At 66.4% G+C, this 21,694-nt stretch carries 21 protein-coding genes, 1 tRNA gene and 2 pseudogenes; 11 read left to right on the top strand and 13 right to left on the bottom strand.

Going from position 1 to position 21,694, the window contains the following annotated elements:
• Positions 1 to 31: 31 nt before the first annotated feature.
• From LK409_RS11140 to LK409_RS11130, 3 genes are all read left to right on the top strand, one after another.
• Positions 32 to 634, top strand: a complete 603-nt coding sequence (locus LK409_RS11140; protein ID WP_003812806.1) for a hypothetical protein — start codon at positions 32 to 34, stop codon at positions 632 to 634.
• Between the two features lie 70 nt (positions 635 to 704).
• The gene (locus LK409_RS11135) at positions 705 to 1,004 is read left to right on the top strand and encodes an Lrp/AsnC family transcriptional regulator (RefSeq protein WP_041937223.1); all 300 of its coding nucleotides are present in this window, start codon (positions 705 to 707) and stop codon (positions 1,002 to 1,004) included.
• Positions 1,005 to 1,021: 17 nt separating this feature from the next.
• The gene (locus LK409_RS11130; RefSeq protein ID WP_003812810.1) at positions 1,022 to 1,375 is read left to right on the top strand and encodes a hypothetical protein; all 354 of its coding nucleotides are present in this window, start codon (positions 1,022 to 1,024) and stop codon (positions 1,373 to 1,375) included.
• Between the two features lie 14 nt (positions 1,376 to 1,389).
• Here LK409_RS11130 and LK409_RS11125 read toward each other — a convergent pair whose 3' ends face one another.
• A complete protein-coding gene (locus tag LK409_RS11125; RefSeq protein ID WP_010926363.1) occupies positions 1,390 to 2,307 on the bottom strand; it encodes a class A beta-lactamase BOR-1 in 918 nt (305 codons plus the stop codon).
• 124 nt (positions 2,308 to 2,431) lie between these two features.
• On the opposite strand from LK409_RS11125, the gene LK409_RS11120 reads away from it, so the two are divergent.
• From LK409_RS11120 to LK409_RS11105, 4 genes are all read left to right on the top strand, one after another.
• Positions 2,432 to 2,809, top strand: coding sequence for a DUF1090 domain-containing protein (locus tag LK409_RS11120; RefSeq protein ID WP_010928626.1), 378 nt, complete (start codon positions 2,432 to 2,434; stop codon positions 2,807 to 2,809).
• A 2-nt stretch (positions 2,810 to 2,811) separates the two neighbouring features.
• A complete protein-coding gene (locus LK409_RS11115) occupies positions 2,812 to 3,285 on the top strand; it encodes a GNAT family N-acetyltransferase (RefSeq protein WP_010926362.1) in 474 nt (157 codons plus the stop codon).
• Positions 3,286 to 3,407: 122 nt separating this feature from the next.
• The gene (locus tag LK409_RS11110; protein WP_003812818.1) at positions 3,408 to 4,121 is read left to right on the top strand and encodes a class I SAM-dependent methyltransferase; all 714 of its coding nucleotides are present in this window, start codon (positions 3,408 to 3,410) and stop codon (positions 4,119 to 4,121) included.
• Positions 4,122 to 4,377: 256 nt separating this feature from the next.
• The gene (locus tag LK409_RS11105; protein ID WP_004567479.1) at positions 4,378 to 4,560 is read left to right on the top strand and encodes a hypothetical protein; all 183 of its coding nucleotides are present in this window, start codon (positions 4,378 to 4,380) and stop codon (positions 4,558 to 4,560) included.
• Between the two features lie 100 nt (positions 4,561 to 4,660).
• Here the strand turns inward: LK409_RS11105 and LK409_RS11100 are convergent, their stop codons facing one another.
• From LK409_RS11100 to LK409_RS11055, 10 genes are all read right to left on the bottom strand, one after another.
• A complete protein-coding gene (locus tag LK409_RS11100) occupies positions 4,661 to 5,254 on the bottom strand; it encodes a BPSL1445 family SYLF domain-containing lipoprotein (RefSeq protein WP_010928625.1) in 594 nt (197 codons plus the stop codon).
• A gap of 214 nt (positions 5,255 to 5,468) precedes the next feature.
• A tRNA-Pro gene (locus LK409_RS11095) sits at positions 5,469 to 5,545 on the bottom strand.
• Positions 5,546 to 5,717: 172 nt separating this feature from the next.
• Positions 5,718 to 6,128: a MerR family transcriptional regulator gene (locus LK409_RS11090; protein WP_003812822.1), complete on the bottom strand. Its 411-nt coding sequence runs from the start codon at positions 6,126 to 6,128 to the stop codon at positions 5,718 to 5,720.
• 58 nt (positions 6,129 to 6,186) lie between these two features.
• Entirely contained in the window at positions 6,187 to 6,528 is a 342-nt protein-coding gene (locus LK409_RS11085) for an integration host factor subunit alpha (protein ID WP_003812826.1), read from the bottom strand.
• A gap of 5 nt (positions 6,529 to 6,533) precedes the next feature.
• Positions 6,534 to 8,951, bottom strand: a complete 2,418-nt coding sequence (gene pheT, locus LK409_RS11080; RefSeq protein ID WP_010928624.1) for a phenylalanine--tRNA ligase subunit beta — start codon at positions 8,949 to 8,951, stop codon at positions 6,534 to 6,536.
• Between the two features lie 12 nt (positions 8,952 to 8,963).
• The gene (gene pheS, locus LK409_RS11075; RefSeq protein WP_010928623.1) at positions 8,964 to 9,986 is read right to left on the bottom strand and encodes a phenylalanine--tRNA ligase subunit alpha; all 1,023 of its coding nucleotides are present in this window, start codon (positions 9,984 to 9,986) and stop codon (positions 8,964 to 8,966) included.
• A gap of 74 nt (positions 9,987 to 10,060) precedes the next feature.
• Entirely contained in the window at positions 10,061 to 10,420 is a 360-nt protein-coding gene (gene rplT / locus LK409_RS11070) for a 50S ribosomal protein L20 (RefSeq protein ID WP_003812832.1), read from the bottom strand.
• A 15-nt stretch (positions 10,421 to 10,435) separates the two neighbouring features.
• Positions 10,436 to 10,633 carry a 50S ribosomal protein L35 gene (rpmI, locus tag LK409_RS11065; protein WP_003812834.1) on the bottom strand — a complete coding sequence of 66 codons (198 nt, stop codon included), beginning with the start codon at positions 10,631 to 10,633 and terminating at the stop codon, positions 10,436 to 10,438.
• 322 nt (positions 10,634 to 10,955) lie between these two features.
• Complete coding sequence (locus LK409_RS11060) at positions 10,956 to 12,458, bottom strand: YifB family Mg chelatase-like AAA ATPase (protein ID WP_010928622.1); 1,503 nt, start codon at positions 12,456 to 12,458, stop codon at positions 10,956 to 10,958.
• A gap of 106 nt (positions 12,459 to 12,564) precedes the next feature.
• Positions 12,565 to 12,831: an accessory factor UbiK family protein gene (locus tag LK409_RS11055; protein ID WP_041937222.1), complete on the bottom strand. Its 267-nt coding sequence runs from the start codon at positions 12,829 to 12,831 to the stop codon at positions 12,565 to 12,567.
• A gap of 708 nt (positions 12,832 to 13,539) precedes the next feature.
• Between LK409_RS11055 and LK409_RS11050 the strand changes: the two genes are divergently transcribed.
• Positions 13,540 to 13,878: a P-II family nitrogen regulator gene (locus LK409_RS11050; RefSeq protein WP_003812839.1), complete on the top strand. Its 339-nt coding sequence runs from the start codon at positions 13,540 to 13,542 to the stop codon at positions 13,876 to 13,878.
• Between the two features lie 25 nt (positions 13,879 to 13,903).
• Complete coding sequence (gene amt / locus LK409_RS11045) at positions 13,904 to 15,142, top strand: ammonium transporter (RefSeq protein ID WP_010928620.1); 1,239 nt, start codon at positions 13,904 to 13,906, stop codon at positions 15,140 to 15,142.
• 53 nt (positions 15,143 to 15,195) lie between these two features.
• Here the strand turns inward: amt and bapC are convergent.
• A pseudogene (bapC, locus tag LK409_RS11040) lies at positions 15,196 to 18,157 on the bottom strand (autotransporter BapC).
• A gap of 266 nt (positions 18,158 to 18,423) precedes the next feature.
• On the opposite strand from bapC, the gene LK409_RS11035 reads away from it, so the two are divergent.
• The gene (locus LK409_RS11035; protein WP_010927279.1) at positions 18,424 to 19,644 is read left to right on the top strand and encodes an ISL3-like element IS1001 family transposase; all 1,221 of its coding nucleotides are present in this window, start codon (positions 18,424 to 18,426) and stop codon (positions 19,642 to 19,644) included.
• Between the two features lie 60 nt (positions 19,645 to 19,704).
• Here the strand turns inward: LK409_RS11035 and LK409_RS11030 are convergent, their stop codons facing one another.
• Entirely contained in the window at positions 19,705 to 20,307 is a 603-nt protein-coding gene (locus LK409_RS11030; RefSeq protein WP_010928618.1) for a TetR/AcrR family transcriptional regulator, read from the bottom strand.
• A gap of 96 nt (positions 20,308 to 20,403) precedes the next feature.
• On the opposite strand from LK409_RS11030, the pseudogene LK409_RS22890 reads away from it, so the two are divergent.
• Positions 20,404 to 21,693 (top strand): annotated as a pseudogene (locus LK409_RS22890) (MFS transporter).
• The last annotated feature ends 1 nt before the right edge of the window (position 21,694 follow it).

Genomic DNA, 21,694 nt, shown 5'->3' with positions numbered 1-21,694 from the left:
CGGCCAGGCCGGGTGGAAGCGGAGGCCAACCATGAAGACGATACGCAACTATGCGCCGCCCAGTCCGGCCGCGCTGCGTCGACTGCAGGAAACCCTGCACTACAGTACCGCACAGATGAACCAGCTGGCAGGCCTCGACGACCAGACGCCCTGGCCGCGCTATGTCGACGGAGCCGAACCGCATGCGCTGGGCCGCCAGCGCCTGCTTTACATGGCCGCCCGGCTGGCCTTGCCGGAAGCCCAATGGCGGCTGGTCCTGGAACGCATGCGCAATATCGGCGCGCGGTTCGACTACGACGATGGCGAGCCATTGCCCGCACCGGGCGCCGTGGCGCCGGAGCCGGTGACCGAAGTCAAATTCGGCATCACCCTGAGCAGCCTGTCCGGCGCCTTCCACGAGATGGAGCAATTGCGCGAGTTCGCCCACTTCGCGCATGAGGCCGGCGTCGACACCCTGGTGGCCCGCGCCTGGTTCGGGCGCGACGACGATATATGCCGCTTCGAGCCACGGCACGCCACGCCCGCCGTGGACGGCCAGCAAGACCGTCTTTTCGAGGCCGCTGCGCGCGCGATCGGCCACTTCGAGTTCGGCGGCAGGATCTACCAGGGCGGGCTGCCCACCGAACCCGATTGAGGCGGCGCGGTTGACGCCACCGCCGGCCGCCCTGTACCGTGCGCCAGACCGCAACCGCCCTGCGCCCGCCATGGATCCAAGACTCGACGCCATCGACCGGCAATTGCTCAGCCTGCTGCAGGCCAACGCGCGCGAACCCGCCGCCATCCTGGCGCGCAAGCTGCATCTTGCGCGCAGCACTGTCGTCGCACGCATTGCACGTCTGGAGCGCGACGGCGTGATCGCCGGCTACGGGGTGCGCTGCGAAACCCATGAGCAGCTCGACGACCTGCTCGACCACATCGGCCTGATCGACGGCGTGAAACAGACGCAGACATCCATCGTGCTCAGCCGCAGGCTGGACCGCCGCAGCGCCATCGCGCCGGGCTGACGCGACAAGGCTACACTGTGGGAACCGCCACCAACCCCCAGTCCCCGGCCCGTCCGGATGCACCTATGCCGCTACGTCTGCTCGCCCCCATGCTCGTCCTGTTTCTGGCCGCCTGCTCCAGCATGAGCGAGGTCACGCCGGTCGCCAAGAATCAGTACACGGTCAGCTACAACGCGGGCATGAAGGCGGCGACCTGGGTCGAGATCAAGAACCAGGCGCGCGAACGCGCGCGCCAGTACTGCGAAGCCCAGGGGCGCAAGTTCGCGCGTCCGGAAATCACGTCCAACCACGCGACCGGACTGATGCCCAAGAAGGCCGTGGTCACCTTCTATTGCGACGAAAAGCCGCAGCCGCCCGCCGAGAAGAACTGAACGGCGCCCCGAGGCTAGCTGCCAAGCCGCCACGCCGCCACCGCATGGGCGGCGATGCGACCCACTTCTGCCAGCACAGCATTCTGCGCCTCGCGCGAGGCGCTGGACTGGGTGAGATAGGCCGAGATCAGCACCGGCGCGCCATCGCGCGGCCAGATGACGCCGATATCGTTGTTGGTGCCATGGCCGCCCGCGCCCGTCTTGTCGCCGATACGCCAACCCGCGGGCAGGCCGGCGCGCAGGCGCGTATCGCCGGTCTGGCTGGCCAGCAACCAATCGGCCAGCCGCTGGCGCGAAGCCGACTGCAAGGCATCGCCCAGCAACAGGCGCTGCAGGTTGCCGGCCATGGCGGCCGGCGTGGTGGTATCGCGCGGATCGCCGGGCCTGGCCTCGTTGAGCGCGGTCTCGATGCGATCGAGCCGCGTCATCCGGTCGCCCAGGCCGCGCGCGTAGGCGGTCAACCCGGGCGGGCCGCCCAGCGTCGACAGCAGCAGGTTGCCCGCGGTGTTGTCGCTGCGCGTGACGGCCGCCTCGCACAATTGCTCCAGCGTCATGCCCTCGGCCTGGCGCGGTCCGGTGACCGGCGAATACGCCACGATGTCCGCCGCGCCGTAGCGGATCAGGCGCCGCAGGCTATCGTCGCCGCGGTCTGCGCGCGCCAATACGGCGCCGGCGGCCAGCAGCTTGAAGGTACTGCACATCGGAAAGCGTTCGTCGGCCCGATGGCTGAACGCGCGATCGCTGTCGCGATCGTGCACCTGGACGCCCAGGCGCACGCCATGCCGCTGCTCCAGCAGCGCAAGCTGGCGCTGCGCTTGCGCCGCCGCATCGGCCGGCCGCGCCGCGCGCCGCATGCCGGCGCGCGCCCATGGCGGCATGCACGCCGCCCCCAGGGCCGCCAGCATGCCGGCCCCGAATCCACGTCGATTCATGATGGTTCACCTCACGCAGGGAAAACGCCGCGATGCCGGATTGCGGGCGCCGCGATCCACCCATGTGCCGGCAATGTCTGCGTCAGCGTATGATCAAGCCTTTGCGACCGCGACGAGGTAGCTTATGTCACGACTAGTCTGGGCAGCAACCATCCTGGCATGCGACCAGGCCCTGGCGCAGCCCCCCGCGCCCTTGACCGGCTGCGCGGCCAAGCAGGACCGCATCGAGACCGAGCTGGCGCAGGCGCGCGCCCATGGCAACACCGGCCGCATCAAGGGCCTCGAAGAGGCGCTGGCGGGCGCCCGGCATTGCGACGACGCAAGCCTGCGGGCCGACCGCGAGCGCGATGTGCGCGACGCCACCGACAAGGTGGCCGAACGCCAGCGTGAACTGGACGAAGAGCGGCAGGAAGGCGACGCCGACGACATCGCCAAGGCCGAGCGCAAGCTGCGCGAGGCCCAGCAGGACCTGGACAACGCGCGCGCCGAACTGACCCGCTGACCATGGCGCCCCGCGACCTGCTGATCCGCCCCGTACGGCCGGGCGACGAACCGCGCTGGCGCGAACTCTGGGACGGCTATACGCGCTTCTACGAACGCGAACCCGTCGAGGCCGTGACCCGCCATACCTGGCGCCGCATCATGGACCCGGCCCAGGCCGTCTACGCCATCGTGGCCGAAAGCGCCACGCACGGCGTGCTCGGCATCGCCAACTACCTGCTGCACGAGAACACCTCGACCCTGGCGCCGGTGTGCTACCTGCAGGATCTGTATGTCGATCCGCAGGCGCGCGCCCAGGGCGCAGGGCGGCGCATGCTGGACTGGCTGGTGGACGAGGCCCGGACACGCGGCTGGTCGCGCCTGTACTGGAACACCCGGGAAAACAACTATCGCGCCCGGGCGCTGTACGACCAATACACACCGCATAGCGGGTTCGTTCGCTACGTGGTGCACACCAGCCCGCATAAACCCGCCTAGGTTATTGCCCGGATCGGGAAAATTCGGTGCCGCATCGCCGTGCATCGGTTCTTGCATGCCACGCAATCGGCACGCTATTGTTAAGGCGTTTGTCAGTTGTCCATTCACCTAACGGAGCGCCGATGGCCCCGTCTTCCCATGAGTGGACCGACACGCTGAAAGATGTCTATACAGCGCGCGCGGCCAACGCCGACCTGAATGCGCGCTACATCCCTCTGCTGCCGGTCAATCAACGTATTCAACACGAGCGCGATCGCGCGCTGGCCTACATGCTGCGGCAGCACCTGTCGGTGCCGCCCGCGCAGGCTCGCGTGCTGGAGGTCGGCTGCGGCTCGGGCAGCAATCTGCTCGACCTGATTCGCCTGGGCTTCGATCCCGCCAACCTGATGGGCAATGACCTCATGGACAGCCGCGTCGAACAGGCGCGCCACCGCCTGCCGCAGGCCGTCCCCATCCTGGCGGGCAATGCCCTGGACCTGGACCTGGAGCGCGAAGGCTTCGACGTGCTTTATCAATCGACCGTGTTCACGTCCATACTGGATGCCCAGGCGCGGCGCGATCTGGCGCAACGGATGTGGCACTGGACCAAACCAGGCGGCGGCGTGCTGTGGTACGACTTCGCCTATAACAACCCGCGCAACCCGAATGTGCGCGGCGTACCGCTGCGCGAAGTACGCGCGCTGTTCCCCCACGCCCGCATCCACACCGCCAGGATCACGCTGGCCCCGCCCTTGGCGCGTCGCCTGCCCGCCACACTGTACGCACCTGTCAACAGCCTGTGCCCGTTCCTGCGCACCCATTTGCTGTGCTGGATCGGCAAACCCGCCGCGCCCTGACCACGGCGCGCCGCACAATCGTCGCCGGGCCTGCCCCGGCAACACTTTTTTCCCTCCTCCCATCATCCGTTGCTGCAGCGCGGCGCAAGAGCGCGCCTGCCATGCCTTGCTGCTGCGCGCCGGCGCCTGCCCATCCGCCCCTGGAAAACCCTCAGACACTTCCTACACATTGAGGCGCACAATGGGGACACAAGAACAGCAAGCCGTAAACAACGGGACGTCCTACGCCAAGCTGGCATGGACGCTAGGAGGCAACATGGAATACGTGGCAGTTTTTTCGTCGTTGGCGATACTGAGTATTCTGGCGCTGCTTGCCAAGACGATTCAGTCCGCCGGTAGTGAAACGCTGGTCAAGATTTCTGCAACGGTCATCAGTTCGACCTTCGCCTTCCTGCTCATCATCCCCATCGCGTTCGCGATGTTCATGTCCCTGGAATGACCGCCCCCCTGGGGGCGCAAAACCAGGCGCCCGCGCGCCTGTCCACGCGCGCACGGGCCGAGGAAGCGTGCCGGACTGCCCACGGGCAGCCCGGCGCGGACTACAGATCCAGTTTGTTGATCTTGGCGCCTTCGATCGACACGCCCGCCATCAGGCCCGCGTTGTTGAGTACGAAGCCCACGATCGGCTGCTTGGCCGTGTTGGTATCGATACGGCCATTGGCCCCTATGGTGGCGACCGCCACCGACGCATCGGCGCCCGCCGTCCAACCGCTGCTCTGGCGGAATTGCGCCAGCGCCTCATCGGTCATGAACAACAGCACGTAGGCGCGCGACTGTGCCCCCGCCTGCAGTCCCACCGAACCGCTGGTGGTGCTGTAGTAGCCCGCATTCTTGCCGCCCGTGCGCAGCACGCCCTTGCCGTGCTCGCCGCCGACGATGAAGCTGGCGCCCATCACCGACGGGAACACCAGCACGCCACGCGCGCGCTGCACCAGATCCTTGGCCTGCGGCGAAGCGGTGTAGAGTTTCGACAGCGTCGCGTCGGCGCCGGCGTTGATCTCGTTGCGCTGGTCGGCCGCCGCCTGGTTGTTGGGCGTAGTCGTCGTGCATCCGGTAAACGCCAGGCCGGCGACGGCAATCGCCGCAGCCGCCCATCCGGCGCGACGCATTCTGGGGAGGTTTTCGATCATCATCAAACTCTCCTTCGGGTTGTGGGGGATTCTCCACTGTAGTCCCGTCCGCGCGGCCGCGCTTGACTAAACGTGTAATGGCTTAACCACAAGCCACTACCGCCCCCCTTCGTTGCGCTCGTGCCCGCTCTTGCACCGGGCAAACTGAAGCCGCAAAAGAGAAAAGCCAAAAGAGAAAGGCCGTCAGTGATGTGATCACTGACGGCCTTGGAACTACTGGTCGGGACGGCGGGATTCGAACTCGCGACCCCTTGCACCCCATGCAAGTGCGCTACCAGGCTGCGCTACGCCCCGAAAGAACGAAAGTATATCAGAACTGAAAAATGCGTGCACGCACTGCATCGCAAATTTTGCCGGCACGCCGTGCCTGGACGGCCGCGTTTGCGAGCGCCCAAGGAAAACGCCGCCGGTTCGCGAAGAACCAGGCGGCGTCGCGGCCTGCCGTACCTGAGCGGCCGGGCTTTGCTCAGGCGTTGGCCGCGTTCTCGGACTGGCCGCCCAGCGCCTCGCCCAGCATCGAGGAGATGTCGCCGAGCTCGTTGCGCAGGGCCTGCAGCTCGCCCGCGCTCAGCCGCACCGCGGCTTCTGCATCGTGCGCGGCGTCGCGCGCATCGCCCAGGCGGTTGCGCGCGCCACTGATGGTGAAGCCCTGTTCGTACAGCAGCGAACGGATGCGGCGGATCAGCAGCACTTCGTGATGCTGATAGTAGCGGCGATTGCCGCGCCGCTTGACGGGCTTGAGTTGCGTGAATTCCTGCTCCCAGTACCGCAGCACGTGGGGTTTTACGCCGCAGAGATCGCTGACCTCACCGATGGTGAAATAGCGTTTGGCGGGAATGGGCGGTAGCGTGGTTACAGTGGGTTCGGTACGTGTCATAAGGGGATTTTATGCCGCGAGGCCTGAATGAGCCGATGACAATTGCCGACAAAGCGTATCACTCCGCAGAGGCGGGGTCCGGCGGCGAGCTGGGCTGTTCGACCACGCTCTTGAGTTTCTGGCTGGCGTGGAAGGTGACCACGCGCCGCGCCGCGATGGGGATGGTCTCGCCCGTCTTGGGATTGCGGCCGGGCCTGGGCGGCTTGTCCCGCACCTGGAAATTGCCGAACCCCGACAATTTCACCGAGTCACCGCGCGCAAGCGCGTCGCGGATCTCTTCGAAAAAGGTGTCCACGATGTCCTTGGCTTCGCGCTTGTTCAGGCCGACCCGCTCGAAGAGCAGTTCGGCCAGCTCGGCCTTGGTCAACGTACGCGGCTCGGCAAGCATAGTGGTCCCCATGATGATCAGGCCCGTTGGCGCGCGTTGTGCGCGGCAACCAGCGCATCCTTGATGCGGGCAATGCAATCGGCAACGCGGGCTTCGTCCAGCGTGACCTCAGTGTCCTGTAGCCAGAATCGGAAAGCAAGGCTTTTCTCGGTAACAGTTTGCCCGGCCACCGGCTTTTCGCGCCAGACGTCGAACACCTGCGCATCCTGCACCACCGACAGTTGCGGATCGCGCGCGATGGCCGCGGCCACCGTATCGAGCATGGCCTGGGCCGGCAATTTCGCATCGACCCACAAGGCCAGATCGCGCACGACCGCAGGCTGGCGCGACAGCTCGCGCACCGCCGGCAGGCGCCGCTCGGCCAGCGCCTCGAAGTCCAGCTCGAAGACGACCGGTGCATGGTGCAGGTCGGCTTGCTGCGTCCATTGCGGATGCAGTTCGCCCAGCCAGCCGATGGGCTGGCCGTCCAGCTCGATGCGGGCGCTGCGTCCGGGATGTAGGGCGGGATAGCGGTCGGCGACGAAGCGCAACGCGTCGGCGCGCGCGCCGAACAGGGCCTCGACGTCCTGCTTGACGTCGTAGAAGTCGACCTGGCGGTGCGGCACGCCCCACTGCTCTTCGACCGCCCCGCCCCAGGCCACGCCCGCCAGCATGAGCGGCTGGCGCACGCCCGCCACTTCCAGCGGGCCGTCGGCCAGTTGCGGATCGCGATGGAACACGCGGCCCAGTTCGAACAGGCGCACGCGGCTTTGCTTGCGATTGGCGTTGTGGCGCACGATGGCGACCAGCCCCGCGATGAGGCTGGAGCGCATCACCGACAAATGGCTCGCGATGGGGTTGACCAGGCGCACCAGGTTGTCGTTGCCGGCGTAGTCACGTTCCCACGCGGCTTCGACGAAGCTGTAATTGACCACTTCCTGATAGTCGCGCGCGGCCACCAGGCGGCGCACGGCGTGCGCGCCGCGGCGCGCTTCGGGCTGCGCGTGCATCTTGGCGCGCGCCACCGGCGGCACGTCGGGAATCCGCTCGAAGCCGTAGACGCGTGCGACTTCCTCGATCAGGTCTTCCTCGATCTCGATGTCGAAGCGGTACGACGGCGGCGTCACGACGAAGTCGTCGCCCTGCTCCTGGAACGGCAGGCCCAGGCGGGTGAAGATCTGCGCCACTTCGGCACGCTCCACCGCCACGCCCAGCACACGGTGGCAGCGCGCCAGCCGCATGCGCACGGGCTCGCGTACGGGCAGGTTGACGCACTGGTCGTCGACCGGGCCGGCCTGTCCGCCGCAGATGTCGAGAATGAGCCGGGTGATCAGTTCGATGTGCTCGGGGATCGAGGCGTAGTCCACGCCGCGCTCGAAGCGGTGGCTGGCTTCGGAGCTGAACTTGTAGCGGCGCGCGCGGCCGGCGATCGCGCCGGGCCACCAGAATGCCGCCTCGAGATAGATGTTGCGCGTATCCAGCGTCACCGAGGTCGCTTCGCCGCCCATGATGCCGGCCAGGCTCTCTACCTGTTCGCCGGCCACCACCACGCCCACCTTGGGGTCCAGCGCAACGGCCTGGCCGTTGAGCAATTCGAGCGTTTCGCCTTCGCGCGCCCAGCGCACGGAGAGATCGCCGCCGATCTTGTCGAGATCGAACACATGCGAGGGACGCCCCACCTCGAGCATGACGTAGTTGGAAATATCGACCAGGGCCGACACCGAACGCTGGCCGGCGCGCTCCAGGCGCGTCTTCATCCATTCGGGCGTCGCGGCGCGCGCGTTGACGCCCTGGATCACGCGCCCGGCAAAGCGGCCGCACAGATCCGGGGCCTGGATGGCGACCGGCAGGCGATGGTCGATCGTGACCGGCACGGGCTCGGCCGCCGGCGCCGTAAGCGGCGTGCCGGTCAGCGCGGCGACTTCGCGGGCCACACCGAAGATGGACAGACAGTCGGCGCGATTGGGCGTCAGCTTGAGCGTGAACAAGGTGTCATCCAGGTCCAGCGCGGCGCGGATATCGGTGCCCGGGCGCAACGCGGCCGGCAGTTCGAGCAGGCCTGCGTGATCCTGCGACAGGCCCAGCTCGCGCGCCGAGCACAGCATGCCCGAGGATTGCACGCCGCGCATCTTGGCCACGCCGATCTTCATGCCGCCGGGCAGTTCGGCGCCCACGCGCGCCAGCGGCACGGTCAGGCCCGCGGCCGCATTGGGCGCGCCGCACACGATCTGCAGCAAGGCGCCCGAACCGTCGTCGACCTGGCACACGCGCAGCTTGTCGGCGTCGGGATGGGGCGCGATGTCGACGATGCGCGCCACCACCACGCCGGTAAACGGCGGGGCGGCCGGCTCGGTTTCTTCGACTTCCAGGCCGGCCATGGTCAGCCGGTGCGCGAGCTCATCGGTGCCGATCGAAGGGTTGACCAGCGAACGTAGCCAGGATTCAGGAAATTGCATGATTGCCCGTATTTATTCGTTGAACTGGCGCAGGAAGCGCAAATCGCCTTCGTAGAACTGGCGCAGGTCGTTGACGCCGTAACGCAGCATGGTCAGGCGCTCCAGCCCGGAGCCGAAGGCAAAGCCGATGTAGCGCTCGGGGTCGAGCCCGAAGTTGCGCACGACCTGCGGATGCACCTGGCCCGAACCCGAGATTTCCAGCCAGCGGCCGCGATTGGGTCCGGAGGTGAACATCATGTCGATCTCGGCCGACGGTTCGGTGAACGGGAAGAAGGACGGCCGGAAGCGCACGACCAGATCGTCGCTTTCGAAGAAGCAGCGCAGGAAGTCGGTGTACACGCCCTTGAGGTCGGCAAACGAAATGTCCTCGGCGATCCACAGCCCCTCGACCTGGTGGAACATGGGCGAGTGGGTGGCGCCGCTGTCGACGCGATAGGTGCGCCCCGGCGCGATGACCTTGATGGGCGGCTTGTGCATGCGCGCATAGCGCACCTGCATCGGGCTGGTGTGCGTGCGCAGCAGCAGCGGCAGGCCGTCGGCATCGTGCATGTCGACGTAGAAGGTGTCCTGCATCGACCGCGCCGGGTGGTCCAGCGGGTTGTTCAGGGCAGTGAAATTGGTCCAGTCGTTTTCCACCTCGGGACCGTCGGCCACGTCGAAGCCGATGGAGCGGAAGATTTCTTCGACGCGTTCCCAGGTACGGATGACCGGGTGGATCCCGCCGGCGGCCTTGCCGCGGCCAGGCAGGGTGACATCGATGGTTTCGGAGGCCAGGCGGGCATCCAGCTCGGCCTGCGCCAGCGCGGCGCGGCGGGCGTTGAGCAGCGCTTCGATCTGCTGCTTGGCCTGATTGATGCGGGCGCCCATCTCGCGCTTCTGCTCGGGGTCCAGCTTGCCCAGTGCCTTGAGCAGGACCGTCAGCGCGCCTTCCTTGCCCAGAAAGCGCGCCTTGGCGTTTTCGAGCGCGGCGGCGTCGGAGGCAGCGGCGAATCGTTCTTGAGCCTGAGAAACCAGGTCGTCGACCAGTAATGTCATGGAATTTGAGCCTTCAAAACGCAAACGGGGCCATTACAGCCCCGTTTGCAGCGATCCGCGATGTATGTACGCGATCAGGCAGCCAAGGCAGCCTTGGCTTGCTGCACGATGGCCGCGAAACCGGCCTTGTCGCGCACGGCCAGATCGGCCAGCACCTTGCGATCGAGTTCGATCGCAGCCTTCTTCAGGCCGGCGATGAACACGCTGTAGCTCATGCCCTGCTCACGCACGGCGGCGTTGATACGGGTGATCCACAGGGCACGGAACGTGCGCTTCTTGTTGCGGCGGTCGCGGTAGGCGTATTGGCCGGCGCGCATGACCGCTTGCTTGGCGATGCGGAATACGTTGCCACGACGGCCACGGTAACCCTTGGCGGCGGCAATGACTTTCTTGTGACGGGCGCGGGCGGTAACGCCGCGTTTAACGCGAGGCATAGTAGATCTCCCTTATCAAGCGAAAGGCATCATCGCTTTCACGGAAGCGACGTTGGTTTCGTGGACCGCAGCCGAACCGCGCAGCTGGCGCTTGTTCTTGGTGGTCTTCTTGGTCAGGATGTGACGCTTGAACGCCTGACCACGCTTGATGGATCCGCTGCCGCGAACCTTAAAGCGCTTGGCGGCGCTTTTCTTGGTTTTCATCTTGGGCATGATGATTCCTAGAGGATGTTGATGTACATGGCTACAGGTGCTTGGCGCCGGCTACTGCAAGTTGCCAACCGGGCGACAAAACTTGGTCGAACCTGTGTCCACTTATTGGTGCTGCTCATGGGTACTGCTTCGGGCGCGATTCCTGAGGCCTTGCCTGGCGGCAATCCCCTCATTAATGCCCCGCTCTCCCGGCCCCTGCGGCAAAAAAGGTCGCACAAGCGCCGGAAAGCCTTTAATTATATGGCGATTTCGCCCCGTTTGTCGAGCGGCCTGCGCAGCGCCCTTGTCTGCCCCGCGCTGTTCCGCCCCCGATTGCGGCCGGCTACGTGGGACGGCGGTACTGTACCGCTTCGGCGATATGGGCGGCGCCGATCTCCGGCTCGTGCGCGAGGTCGGCCAGGGTGCGCGCCACCCTGAGCGCGCGATGGGCGGCGCGCGCCGAGCCGCCCAGGCGCCGCATGGCCTGCTGCAGCAGCGTGCGGGCCGCGGCGCCCAGGGCGCAATGCGCATCGAGCGCCGGGCCGGACAGCTTGGCGTTCAGGCAGCCCTGGCGGGCCAACTGCCGCTGGCGGCAGCGCGCCACGCGCTCGCGCACCGGAAGGGAGGGCTCGCCCGGCGGTTCGGCCAGCCACTGCGGCTCGGTGGCGGGCAGCTCGATCCACAGGTCTATGCGATCGACCAGCGGCCCGGACACGCGCGCCGCATAGCGGCGCACCTGGTCCGGCGTGCAGCGGCAGGCCTTCGACGCATGCCCGCGCCAGCCGCAGGGGCACGGATTCATGGCCGCCACCAGCTGGAATACGGCGGGATACTCGACGCTGTGCAGCGCCTGGGAGATGACGACCTTGCCGGTCTCCAGCGGCTCGCGCAGAGACTCCAGGGCGCGACGCTCGAACTCGGGCAGTTCGTCCAGGAACAGCACGCCATGGTGCGCCAGGCTGATCTCGCCCGGGCGAGGCCTGGCGCCGCCGCCCACCAGGGCGGCGGCCGAGGCGGAGTGATGGGGGGCCCGAAACGGCGGCTGGCCGCGCAGGACCTCGGGCGCTCCGCCGGCGCCCGCGATGGCCGCCACTTCCAGCGCCTGGCGCTGCTCCAGCGGCGGCAGCAGGCCCGGCAGGCGTTGCGCCAGCATGCTTTTGCCCGCCCCGGGCGGCCCGCACATCAAGAGGCTGTGGCCGCCGGCGGCCGCCACTTCCAAGGCGCGCCGGGCAGCCGGCTGGCCCCGCACGTCGGACAGGCACGGACCGGGCTCGACCTCGGGCCAGCTGCGGCGCTCGGCTGGCGCCAGCTCGGCGTGCCCGGCCAGGTACGCCGCCGCCTCGCCCAGCGTATGGGCAGCCAGCACCCGGATGCCCGGCACCCATGCGGCCACGGCGGCGCTGCCAGCCGGCAGCACCAGCGTCGCACCCGGCTGCTCGCGTGCCACGGCCAGCGCCAGGGCCAAGGGCGCGGCCAGCGGCACCAGGGCGCCCGACAGCGACAGTTCGGCCGCCCACACGCAATCGGGCAGCGCCGCCGTTTGCGCGGCGCTGGCGGCCACCTGGCCGCTGGCCAGCAGGATACCCAGCGCAATGGGCAAATCGAAGCGCGCCGAGGCCTTGGGCAGGTCAGCGGGCGACAGGTTGACGGTAATGCGGCCGGGCGGGAAATCGAAGCCGCTGTTCTGGATTGCCGCCCTCACCCGTTCGCGGCTTTCGCGGACCTCGACGTCGGGCAGCCCGACGATGGCAAAAGCGGGCAGGCCGCTGCCCAGATGGGTCTCGACGCGCACGGCGGGCGCCTGCCAGCCGGCGATCGCCCGGCTGGCCAATACGGCCAGGGTCATGGCCAACTCCCCTGCGATGACGATGCGCCAGTATGGCCAAGACGGAGCTGGCGTGGGGGCGCGCCGTGCCGGAAACGTCACGCCGCGGGAGCGGCCGGAGGGTTGCCTATGCTTGCGGCTTGCCGGCTTCGAGCGTGGCCAGGCGGGCTTCCAGCTGCTGCACCTGCGCCGACAATTGATCGACCCGCGTACGCGCCCGGGCAAGCAGGTCCACCTGCACCTCGAATTCTTCGCGGGTGATCAGGTCCAGCCGGGCGAACGTCTGCGTCATCATCGCGCGCACATTGCGCTCCACATCCGCCGCGGGGCTGCGGGCGATCAGATCGGAAATGTTCTTCTGCAGGTCTTCCATCCATTGCTGTGTGCGGTTCATGGCTTCCTCGCCTTCGTGTCGGTTGTTGCTTGACCTCACAGTGTAGAGCCTCGCGCAGCGCCGACGCCAAGCGAAAAAAAAGCGGCCCGCAAGCGGCGCCGCCTTTCAAAGCACAGGAGAAAAACTAAATCGCCAGCCGGCGATCCCGAGAAGCAGCCGTCAGCTACGCCCCGTGGCCCAACGGAACGGGGTCGATTGCCGCGACACCGTTCCAGGCCTGCATGGATAGCGGCAACGCCGCCACCCATGCAGGCCATTCTTCCCGAGGGGCACGGCAACGCCAAGCGCTTACGTGTAAACCCGCGTATCAAGGCATGGATACATTTATGACAAGCAAATGCGCGCGGCAGGCGCCCCGGCCGGCTTGCCGGCATGACGGAAAGCCGCACGGGCATTGGGTCCGCGATCGACATCAGCGCGCCACGGGCAGCGCGAAACAACCCCTGCCCGTCCTGCAGCAATCTGCAATTTCCACGCAATTAGCTACAAAGCAGCCCGAAAAAACACAATTAGTTTCAATATTAAGCGGCTTTGGGCGCGTCATGCACCAGCGTGGCGCATACGCCACCCGGTGTGCCCTGTTGTGGCGCATGCACGCACGTCCAGGATGCCCGCCGCCCTGCGGGGCCGGGGTCGCAGGTACGAAAAAATATGGCATGGAATTTGCATAGGTCTTGATGCCTACGCGTAACCATGAGAGGAACCGCCATGAAACTCGTCATCGCCATCATCAAGCCCTTCAAGCTGGACGAAGTGCGGATGGCCCTGTCCGATATCGGCGTCCAGGGCCTGACCGTCACTGAGGTGAAGGGCTTCGGACGCCAGAAAGGCCACACCGAGCTTTACCGCGGCGCCGAATACGCCGTCGACTTCCTGCCCAAGCTGCGGGTCGAGGCGGCCGTGCCGGATCATCTGGTCGACCAGGTGATCGAAGCGATCGAACAGTCGGCCCGCACCGGCAAGATCGGGGACGGCAAGATATTCACCGCCCCGCTCGAGGAAGTCATCCGCATCCGCACCGGCGAGTCCGGTGAGGCCGCCCTGTAAACACGACTCCCTGGAGCCCATAAAAATGGATAAAGCCGATATCTCCTGGCTGCTGGTTTCGACACTGCTGGTACTGATGATGGCGGTGCCCGGCCTGGCCCTGTTCTACGGCGGCCTGGTGCGCAGCAAAAACGTACTGTCGGTGCTGCTGCAAGTGCTGTGCACCTTCGCCCTCGGGCTGCTGCTGTGGTTCGCCTACGGCTACTCGCTGGCCTTCACCGAAGGCAACGCCTTCTTCGGCGGCCTGTCGCGCACGTTCTTCTCCGGCATGTTCACGCCGGCCGATGGCACGTACACGCTGTCGGGCACGCTCACCGAGCTCTTGTTCGCCTCGTTCCAGGCGACCTTCGCGGGCATCACCTGCGCCCTGATAGTGGGCAGCTTCGCCGAGCGCGCGCGTTTTTCGGCCGTGCTGGTGTTCACGGCGATCTGGTTCACCTTTGCCTATATCCCGATCGCGCACATGGTCTGGTTCGCCTCCGAAACCGCGCCGGGCCTGCTCAATGCCCGCGGCGCGCTGGATTTCGCCGGCGGCACCGTGGTGCACATCAATGCGGGGGTGGCCGGACTGGTCGGCGCGTACGTGGTGGGCCGACGCATCGGCTATGGCCGCGAAGCGATGCAGCCGCACAACCTGCCGATGACCTTCATCGGCGCGGCGCTGCTGTGGGTCGGCTGGTTCGGCTTCAACGCCGGCTCGTCGCTGGCGGCCAGCGACGGCGCCACCCTGGCGTTCTTCAACACCATGACCGCCACCGCGGGCGCAGTGCTGGGCTGGCTGTTCACGGAATGGGCCGTCAAGGGCAAACCCTCGATGCTGGGTGCGGCCTCAGGCGCCGTGGCGGGCCTGGTCGGCATCACGCCCGCCGCCGGCCTGGTCGGCCCGGTCGGCGCCCTGGTCATCGGCGTGACCGCCGGCGTGGTCTGCGTCTGGGGAGTAAACGGCCTGAAGCGTCTGCTGCGCGCCGATGACGCCCTCGATGTGTTCGGCGTGCATGGCGTGGGCGGCATCGTCGGCGCCCTGCTGACCGGGGTGTTCAATGCCAAGGTGCTCGGCGGCCCGGGCCTGGACAGCGCCAGCGCGATTGCCGGCCAGGTGTGGGTGCAATTCGAAGGCGTGCTGCTGACGATCGTGTGGTCCGCCGTGGTGGCCTGGATCGCCTACAAGATCGCGGACAAGCTGTGCGGACTGCGCGTACCGGAAGATCAGGAGCGTGAAGGACTGGATGTGACCAGCCACGGAGAATCGGCTTATCACAGCTGAGCGACAAGGCGACAACGGGGGCATTGCGCCCCCGTTGTCGCGCCATACGCTTCCTACCAGGTGTAGCGGTAACCCAGATGGAGCGTCCAAGGCAGGGTCAGTTTGCTGCCCTTGGCGTATTCGTACGAGGTGTACAAGCTGTGGCCACGCCCCAGCGCGGCGGCCAGGCCCAATGCCAGCTCTGCGCGGCCGCCCCCCAGGTCGGTGCGCAGCCCGTACCCGTTGGTGCGGACGGTCGTGACGCCTTTGAATTCCTGCAGCCAGCTCAGGGTGGCATAGGGCTGGATCACGCGATCTTTGCCCAGGTCGATGCGCCGCCCGGTCGCCAAGCCCAGGCGCAGCACGGCGGAGGTGCCGCCTTCGTCCTTGACCGACAGATTGTTCGCGGCACGGTAGGTTCCGCCGCTGGCATGGAACAGCGACACCTCGGACTGAGGTTCGACGAACCAGCCGTCGTGCAACGTGAAACGTTTGCCGGCCTCCAACGTGGCGCCAACCCCATTGGCCCGGTACTTGCCCCGTATGGAGACGGCGTCGGTGGCCGTTACCGTGAAGTCGTTCTCGAAGCGGCTGGCGCGCAGGGTCGAATCGAAATAGAAGCCGTTGTCCGCCACGTACGCCGCGTAGGCCCCGATATGCGCGCTGTCGGTATGCCCGGCGCCGTCATCGACGAAGCTGCGCCTTGCGCGGGTATAGCCCAGCAGGCCGCCCACGTGCCACCGCCCTTGCTGTCCTGCGATGGCATGGTCGGCCCCCAGCTCGAAACCGTACACCTTCTGGTCGAAGCGTCGGCCAGCCTTGTTGTCGAGCTGCTGCTTCTGGGCGAACGTGCGCCCCCAGAAGCCGCCCGCGCCGGGATCGAGCCGCAACTCGCCCAGGCGCTTGGAGAGCGCATTGCCTTTCGCATACCAGATGCTGCTGGCTGCGCCCACGCCACCGGTATTCAAGGCCGCGTTGGCGACGGCCGAAAGTTGGCTGGTCCGTTCCAGGCCCCAGACACCGTTGTCCGGCGTCAGGCGATAGCGGAACGCGCCGGCGTCGACCACCCCGCCCCGGTTGGCAAGCGTGAACCCCGCCTGGCTGCCCTTGGGCAGCTCGACCAGCGTCAGGCTTTCTACACCGGTGGGTTCCGTGCCGGCTCCTCGCACCAGCACCTTGTGCTGCCCGCTGGCCTCGTCGGACACGACCAGCAAATCGCCATCGCTCAGGTCGGCGCTGGCGTTCATCTCGAACAGGCCGCTTCCCGACAGGGTCTTGACCCGCAGGTGTTTGAATTTTCCGTTGGTTTCGGCAGGCGTTGCGTACGCCACCTTGCCAGCCTGCAGGTGCAGGCTGTTCACCGCGGACGACCCGGTGACGGTCCAGGTGCCGTCCTCGATGCGCAACGCATTGACGGTCTTGGTGATGCCCCGCCATTGGGCGCCACTGTCGATGAACACGTCGATCGGGGCATCGGGATGCGAAGAGGCCGGGATCGGTACGGCAACAGGTTCCCCGCCATCTACCTGCGCCATGACCCGCGCTTTCGCCTTGGCGTCCGACTGCGCCGCGGCGTCCGGTTTCGGCTCGGCATCCGGTTGCTCCGCGAAATCGGGTGGCGCGGAAGGCGGCAGCGTGACGATGTCGCCGCGGGCGTCGGCCCCGCTGCTCAAGCGCAGCGTCATCGGCAACAGCCCGCCATGCGCGATCAACGTTTCTCCGCTGGCGCGCGCGCCGTCGGACAGCGTGACGTGAACCGGCGTCAACGGCGCATCAGCGGCCGGACGCTCCATGGAGAGGGAGTAGTCGTAGTAATACTCGACTTCATCGGGCGCCAGGGTGGTAAGCACGGCGCCCCCCTCCTCCGCGCTCAGACTACCACCCGAGATGTCCGCCTCGCCATTGAAGCCCAGCGCAATGGCGGCGACCTCTCCGTGGACGTCGGTGTTGCGCAGGCTGGCTCGCGGGCTGGTGTCCTTGCCGCCCAGCAACCATAGGCCAGCCGCCTCCTGGCCGGTCGCACGGACCTTGACGCCCTCCAGGTTGACTTGGCTGCCGTCGGTCAGGACCACGCCGCCATAGGGACCATCGGCGTAATCCTGGCTTGCGACGACATTGGTGTTGTGCGCCAGAATGCGCCCGCCCTTCATATCGACCCCGACGCCGAACGTGGCGTACACGCCGCTGGCTCCGAGCAGTTCCGCATTCTCGATCGCGACCTTTCCGGCCCCCGCCACCGCCACGGCGACGTTATTCGCGCCCACGCCACCCTGAACGACCCCGCCTTTGATGCGAATCGAAGGCGAGGTGCCGTCATCGTCTCTGCAGGTATCGCACATTTCAGCGTACAGCCCGAAGGTCGAACCACGCACGATCGAATTGGTGAATGTCGCCTCGCCCCCCCAGCCGACGACCGCGCCCCTCGTACCCGATACCTCGCTGTCGGTAACGTTGAGTATGGCCTTCTCGCCGAGCGCTGTTACTCCGACTCCTACCGCGTCTTCGAACGGCTGGGCCGCATAGTTATGGCGAACCGTGGAATTCTCGATATTCAGCGTGCCGGCATAGACAGCCGCGGCACCGTAATAATTGGGAGACTCGATGGAAGGCGGCTTGCCGTACGCGTCTATCCTGCTGTCACGCACGGTGAGCGAACGGTGCTCTGAGTCGACATACACGCCGAGGGTTTCGTTGCCGCGCACGTCCACCCGTATCCGCTCGGCTACGACATCATTACCCAATGAAACATAGGGCGCGGGTTTGAAGGGGGAGGGGGGCTTCGGGACCGCCTTCGGCGGGCTTGTAACTGATGTAGTCCTTGTTATCGGGAGCCATCACGATGCCATGCTCGTAGTCGCTGTAGATATCCGTATCCGACAAGGCCTCGATCTTGGCGGCCGCGGCGGCGGCCGGCGCGGCCTGTGCATCGACATCCGACGAAGGCAACGCGCCCGCCGCCACACCCGCTACCGCGGCAACGCCGAAACGCAAATATCTCGCCACTGGCGACACGCTGTTGGATTTTCTGTCATTCATATCAAATAGGAGGCCAACAAACGACCGTGAAAAAATTGCTGCGAACAGGTGCGTGGCACCCAGCGAAAAAGCCGCTCCAGTTTCAAATAAGCCCATATATCGCGGTACCAGCAATCAGCACCCGAATACGTACGAAAATGGCGGACTTACGCGCAGCACATCGCCCTCCCCCCCCAAAAAAAAGGTTCATCGCGCAATAGCGTGGAGGGGTTTGGCAAGTTTTCGTATTCTTGACGGCAGGTATTTGCCATCAGGAGTGCAGGGAGATGCTGGATCGCAAGTTGCTGGAGTCGCTGGGAGGCTGGCAGGGCTATGGCGTCGAACGCGTGGAATGGCCCGAAGACCCAGGGCGCACGCTGTCGATCTATTTGAAGCCAACGGCCAAGGTGATGCTGTGCGAGCAGTGCGGCGCGCGGTGTCGCCAGGTGCATGAGACCACGGTTCGACGGGTGCGAGATCTGCCGTTATTCGAGTATCGGGTCGTTCTGCACGTGCCGCGCCGACGCTTGTGGTGTGAGCAATGCGGCGGCCCGCGCCTGGAGCGGCTTGCCTGGCTGGGGCGATATCAACGGGTGACGGATCGGCTGGCGCAGGCCTGCAGCCAATTGCTGCAATCGAGCAACGTGCAGGCGGTGGCGAGGTTCTTCGAGCTGGGTTGGCATACCGTCAAGACGCTGGACAAGGCTCGGCTGCGTGCGTCGGTGCGCGAACCGGATTGGTCCAAGATCGAGTATTTGGCGATGGACGAGTTTGCCCTGCACAAAGGGCATCGCTACGCGACAGTGGTGGTCGATCCGATCGGCAGGCAGGTGCTGTGGATTGGCCCAGGACGCTCACGCGAGACGGCCCGGGCGTTCTTCGAACAATTGCCGCCTGGGGCCGCCCAACGCATCAAGGCCGTTGCCATCGACATGACCACCGCCTACGAGTTGGAGATCCAGGCCCACAGCCCACAGGCGGAGATCGTCTATGACTTGTTCCATGTCGTGGCCAAGTATGGACGAGAGGTCATTGATCGGGTGCGCGTGGATCAGGCCAATCAACTACGCCAGGATCGTCCCGCACGCAGGATCATCAAATCGAGTCGCTGGCTGCTGCTGCGCAACCGTGACAACCTGGATCGGCAGCAGGCCGTCCGGCTCGACGAATTGCTGCAAGCCAACCAGCCGCTGCTGACGGTCTATGTCCTGCGTGACGAACTCAAACGGCTCTGGTTCTACCAAAGACCTGCCTGGGCAAGACAAGCCTGGAACCACTGGTACGAGCAGGCCGAGCAAAGCGGAATAGCCGCCTTGAACACCTTCGCTCAGCGCTTGAAAGGCTATCTGCACGGCATCCTGGCCAGATGCCGACATCCCCTGAACACCAGCATTGTCGAGGGCATCAACAACACTATCAAGGTCATCAAGCGGCGCGCTTACGGCTACCGCGACCAGGAATACTTCTTCCTCAAAATCCGTGCCGCCTTCCCCGGCAATGCGCGATGAACCAAAAAAAAACCGCCTCGAGAGGCGGTTTGGAAATCGAACGAATACGAAACGGGGTGACTACAGGCTGGCTTCGATTAATCTGTCGGCCAGCAAGGCGACATGGCGCGCCGGCCCATCGCCGTGGAACAACTGGCCGGAGATGAAAGCGCCCTCGATGAGCAGCATCAGGCCGTCACCGAGGATCTCGGGCTCGCGCGCGCCCATGCGGCGCGCCATCTCGACGAGACGCTTGCGCAGTTCGCGCTTGTGCGTCTCGGCCACCAGGCGCGCGGGATGGTCCGGGTCGGGATATTCCACGGCCGCGTTGCTCAGTCCGCAACCGCGGTACGGCCCCGCCGCCACGGCGCGCCTGGCCAGGCTTTCCAGATACAGCCGCAGCTGCGCGCGCGGATCGTCGGGATAGCGTTGCGCGCCGGCATCGAAGCGGCTCCAGAACTCCGCCTCGTAGTCGCGCAGGTACGACGCGGCCAGTTCGTCCTTGGACGAGAAGCTGCGGTACAGGCTGGGCTTGGTGACGCCAGCGGCCGATACGATGGCGTCGACCCCCACCGCGCGGATGCCTTCGCGGTAGAACAGTTCGCGCGCGGTGGCGCGGATACGGTCGGCGGCCAGCTTGGGCGCCGGCGCGGCGGTGGACGACGGAGCGGATTTACGGGACATGCGGGCTCCTGGAAATCGGGGTCGCCAAAAACTGCTTGACGATGTTACTGACCGGTACGTACGATGCGAGCTCCACACTACGTACCGGTCAGTAACATGAGTATAACGCGTCTGCCACCGCCGTTTCGCCACCTGGGACAAAAGTACGCCTTCGTCGTGGTGGCCGTAATTTTCTTCTCGCTGCTGGTGTCGGCCGGCCTGCGCTCCACGCCCAGCGTGCTGATCGTGCCGCTGGAGCAGGCCTTCGGATGGAGCCGCAGCACGATCTCCCTGGCGGCGGCGATCGGTATTTTCCTGTATGGCCTGGCGGGTCCGTTCGCCGCCGCCGCCATGGAACACTTCGGCCTGCGCCGCGTGTTGATCGGCGCCCTGCTGCTGATGGCCGCCTCCAGCGCGGCCAGCGCTTTCATGACCGAATCGTGGCACCTGCTGCTGACCTGGGGCGTGTTCTCCGGGATAGGCTCGGGAGCGGTCGCGGTGGTCCTGGGCGCGACCATCGTCAATCGCTGGTTCACCACGCGCCGCGGACTGATGATGGGCTTGCTGACGGCCAGCACGGCCACCGGCAATCTGCTGTTCCTGCCCGTGCTGGCGGCCCTGGCGGCTTCCGGCGACTGGACCCGCGTGGTCTGGGCGGTAGCTGCCGGCGCCGCGCTGATGGCGCCCCTTGCCTGGTTGTAATAGACGAACAGCAGCCTGCGCGGGTCGTAGCGGTCGGTCAGCCAGCCCGAGGCCGTCGTGCCCACCAGGTCGAAGATGCCCATCAGCGCCAGCAGGCCGGCCGCCTGCACTTCGGCGATTCCGTGGTCGCCGCACAGGGCGATCAGGTGCGTGCCCACCAGGCCATTGGTGGTAAAGCCGCACACGAAGAAGGTCGCGAACAGATACCAGAACGTGCGGGTGCGCGCTGCGCGCCGCAAGGCGCCGAAGGTGGCGGCCAGCAGGCCGGTACGCGGCGCGACCGACGGCTCGGGCGTGTCCGGTGCGCTGCCATAGGAGCGCAGGCCGACATCGGCGGGCCGGTCGGGCACCTACAGCCTGCGCGGCCTGTCGCTGATGTACCTGCCCTACTCGGACTTCTCGTTCTACAGCCTGTCGCTGTTCGCGATTTTCTTCGGGCTGGACTGGATCGCCACCGTGCCGCCGACACTGCGCCTGACCACCGAAGCCTTTGGCGATCGCGACGCCCCCATCGTCTTCGGCTGGATCGTCGCCGGCCACCAGTTGGGCGCGGCCAGCGCCGCCTGGATGGGCGGCGTGGTACGCGAAACCACGGGCAGCTACCTGATGGCTTTCGTACTGGCCGGCAGCACCGGCCTGATCGCCGCGGTCATTGCCCTGATGATCAATCGCAAGCCGCGCCCGACAGCGCTGGCCGAAGCCTGAA

The sequence above is a fragment of the Bordetella parapertussis genome (assembly GCF_020735925.1).
GTDB classification, from domain to species: domain Bacteria; phylum Pseudomonadota; class Gammaproteobacteria; order Burkholderiales; family Burkholderiaceae_B; genus Bordetella; species Bordetella pertussis.
This window is presented reverse-complemented; position numbering and strand designations above follow the sequence as displayed.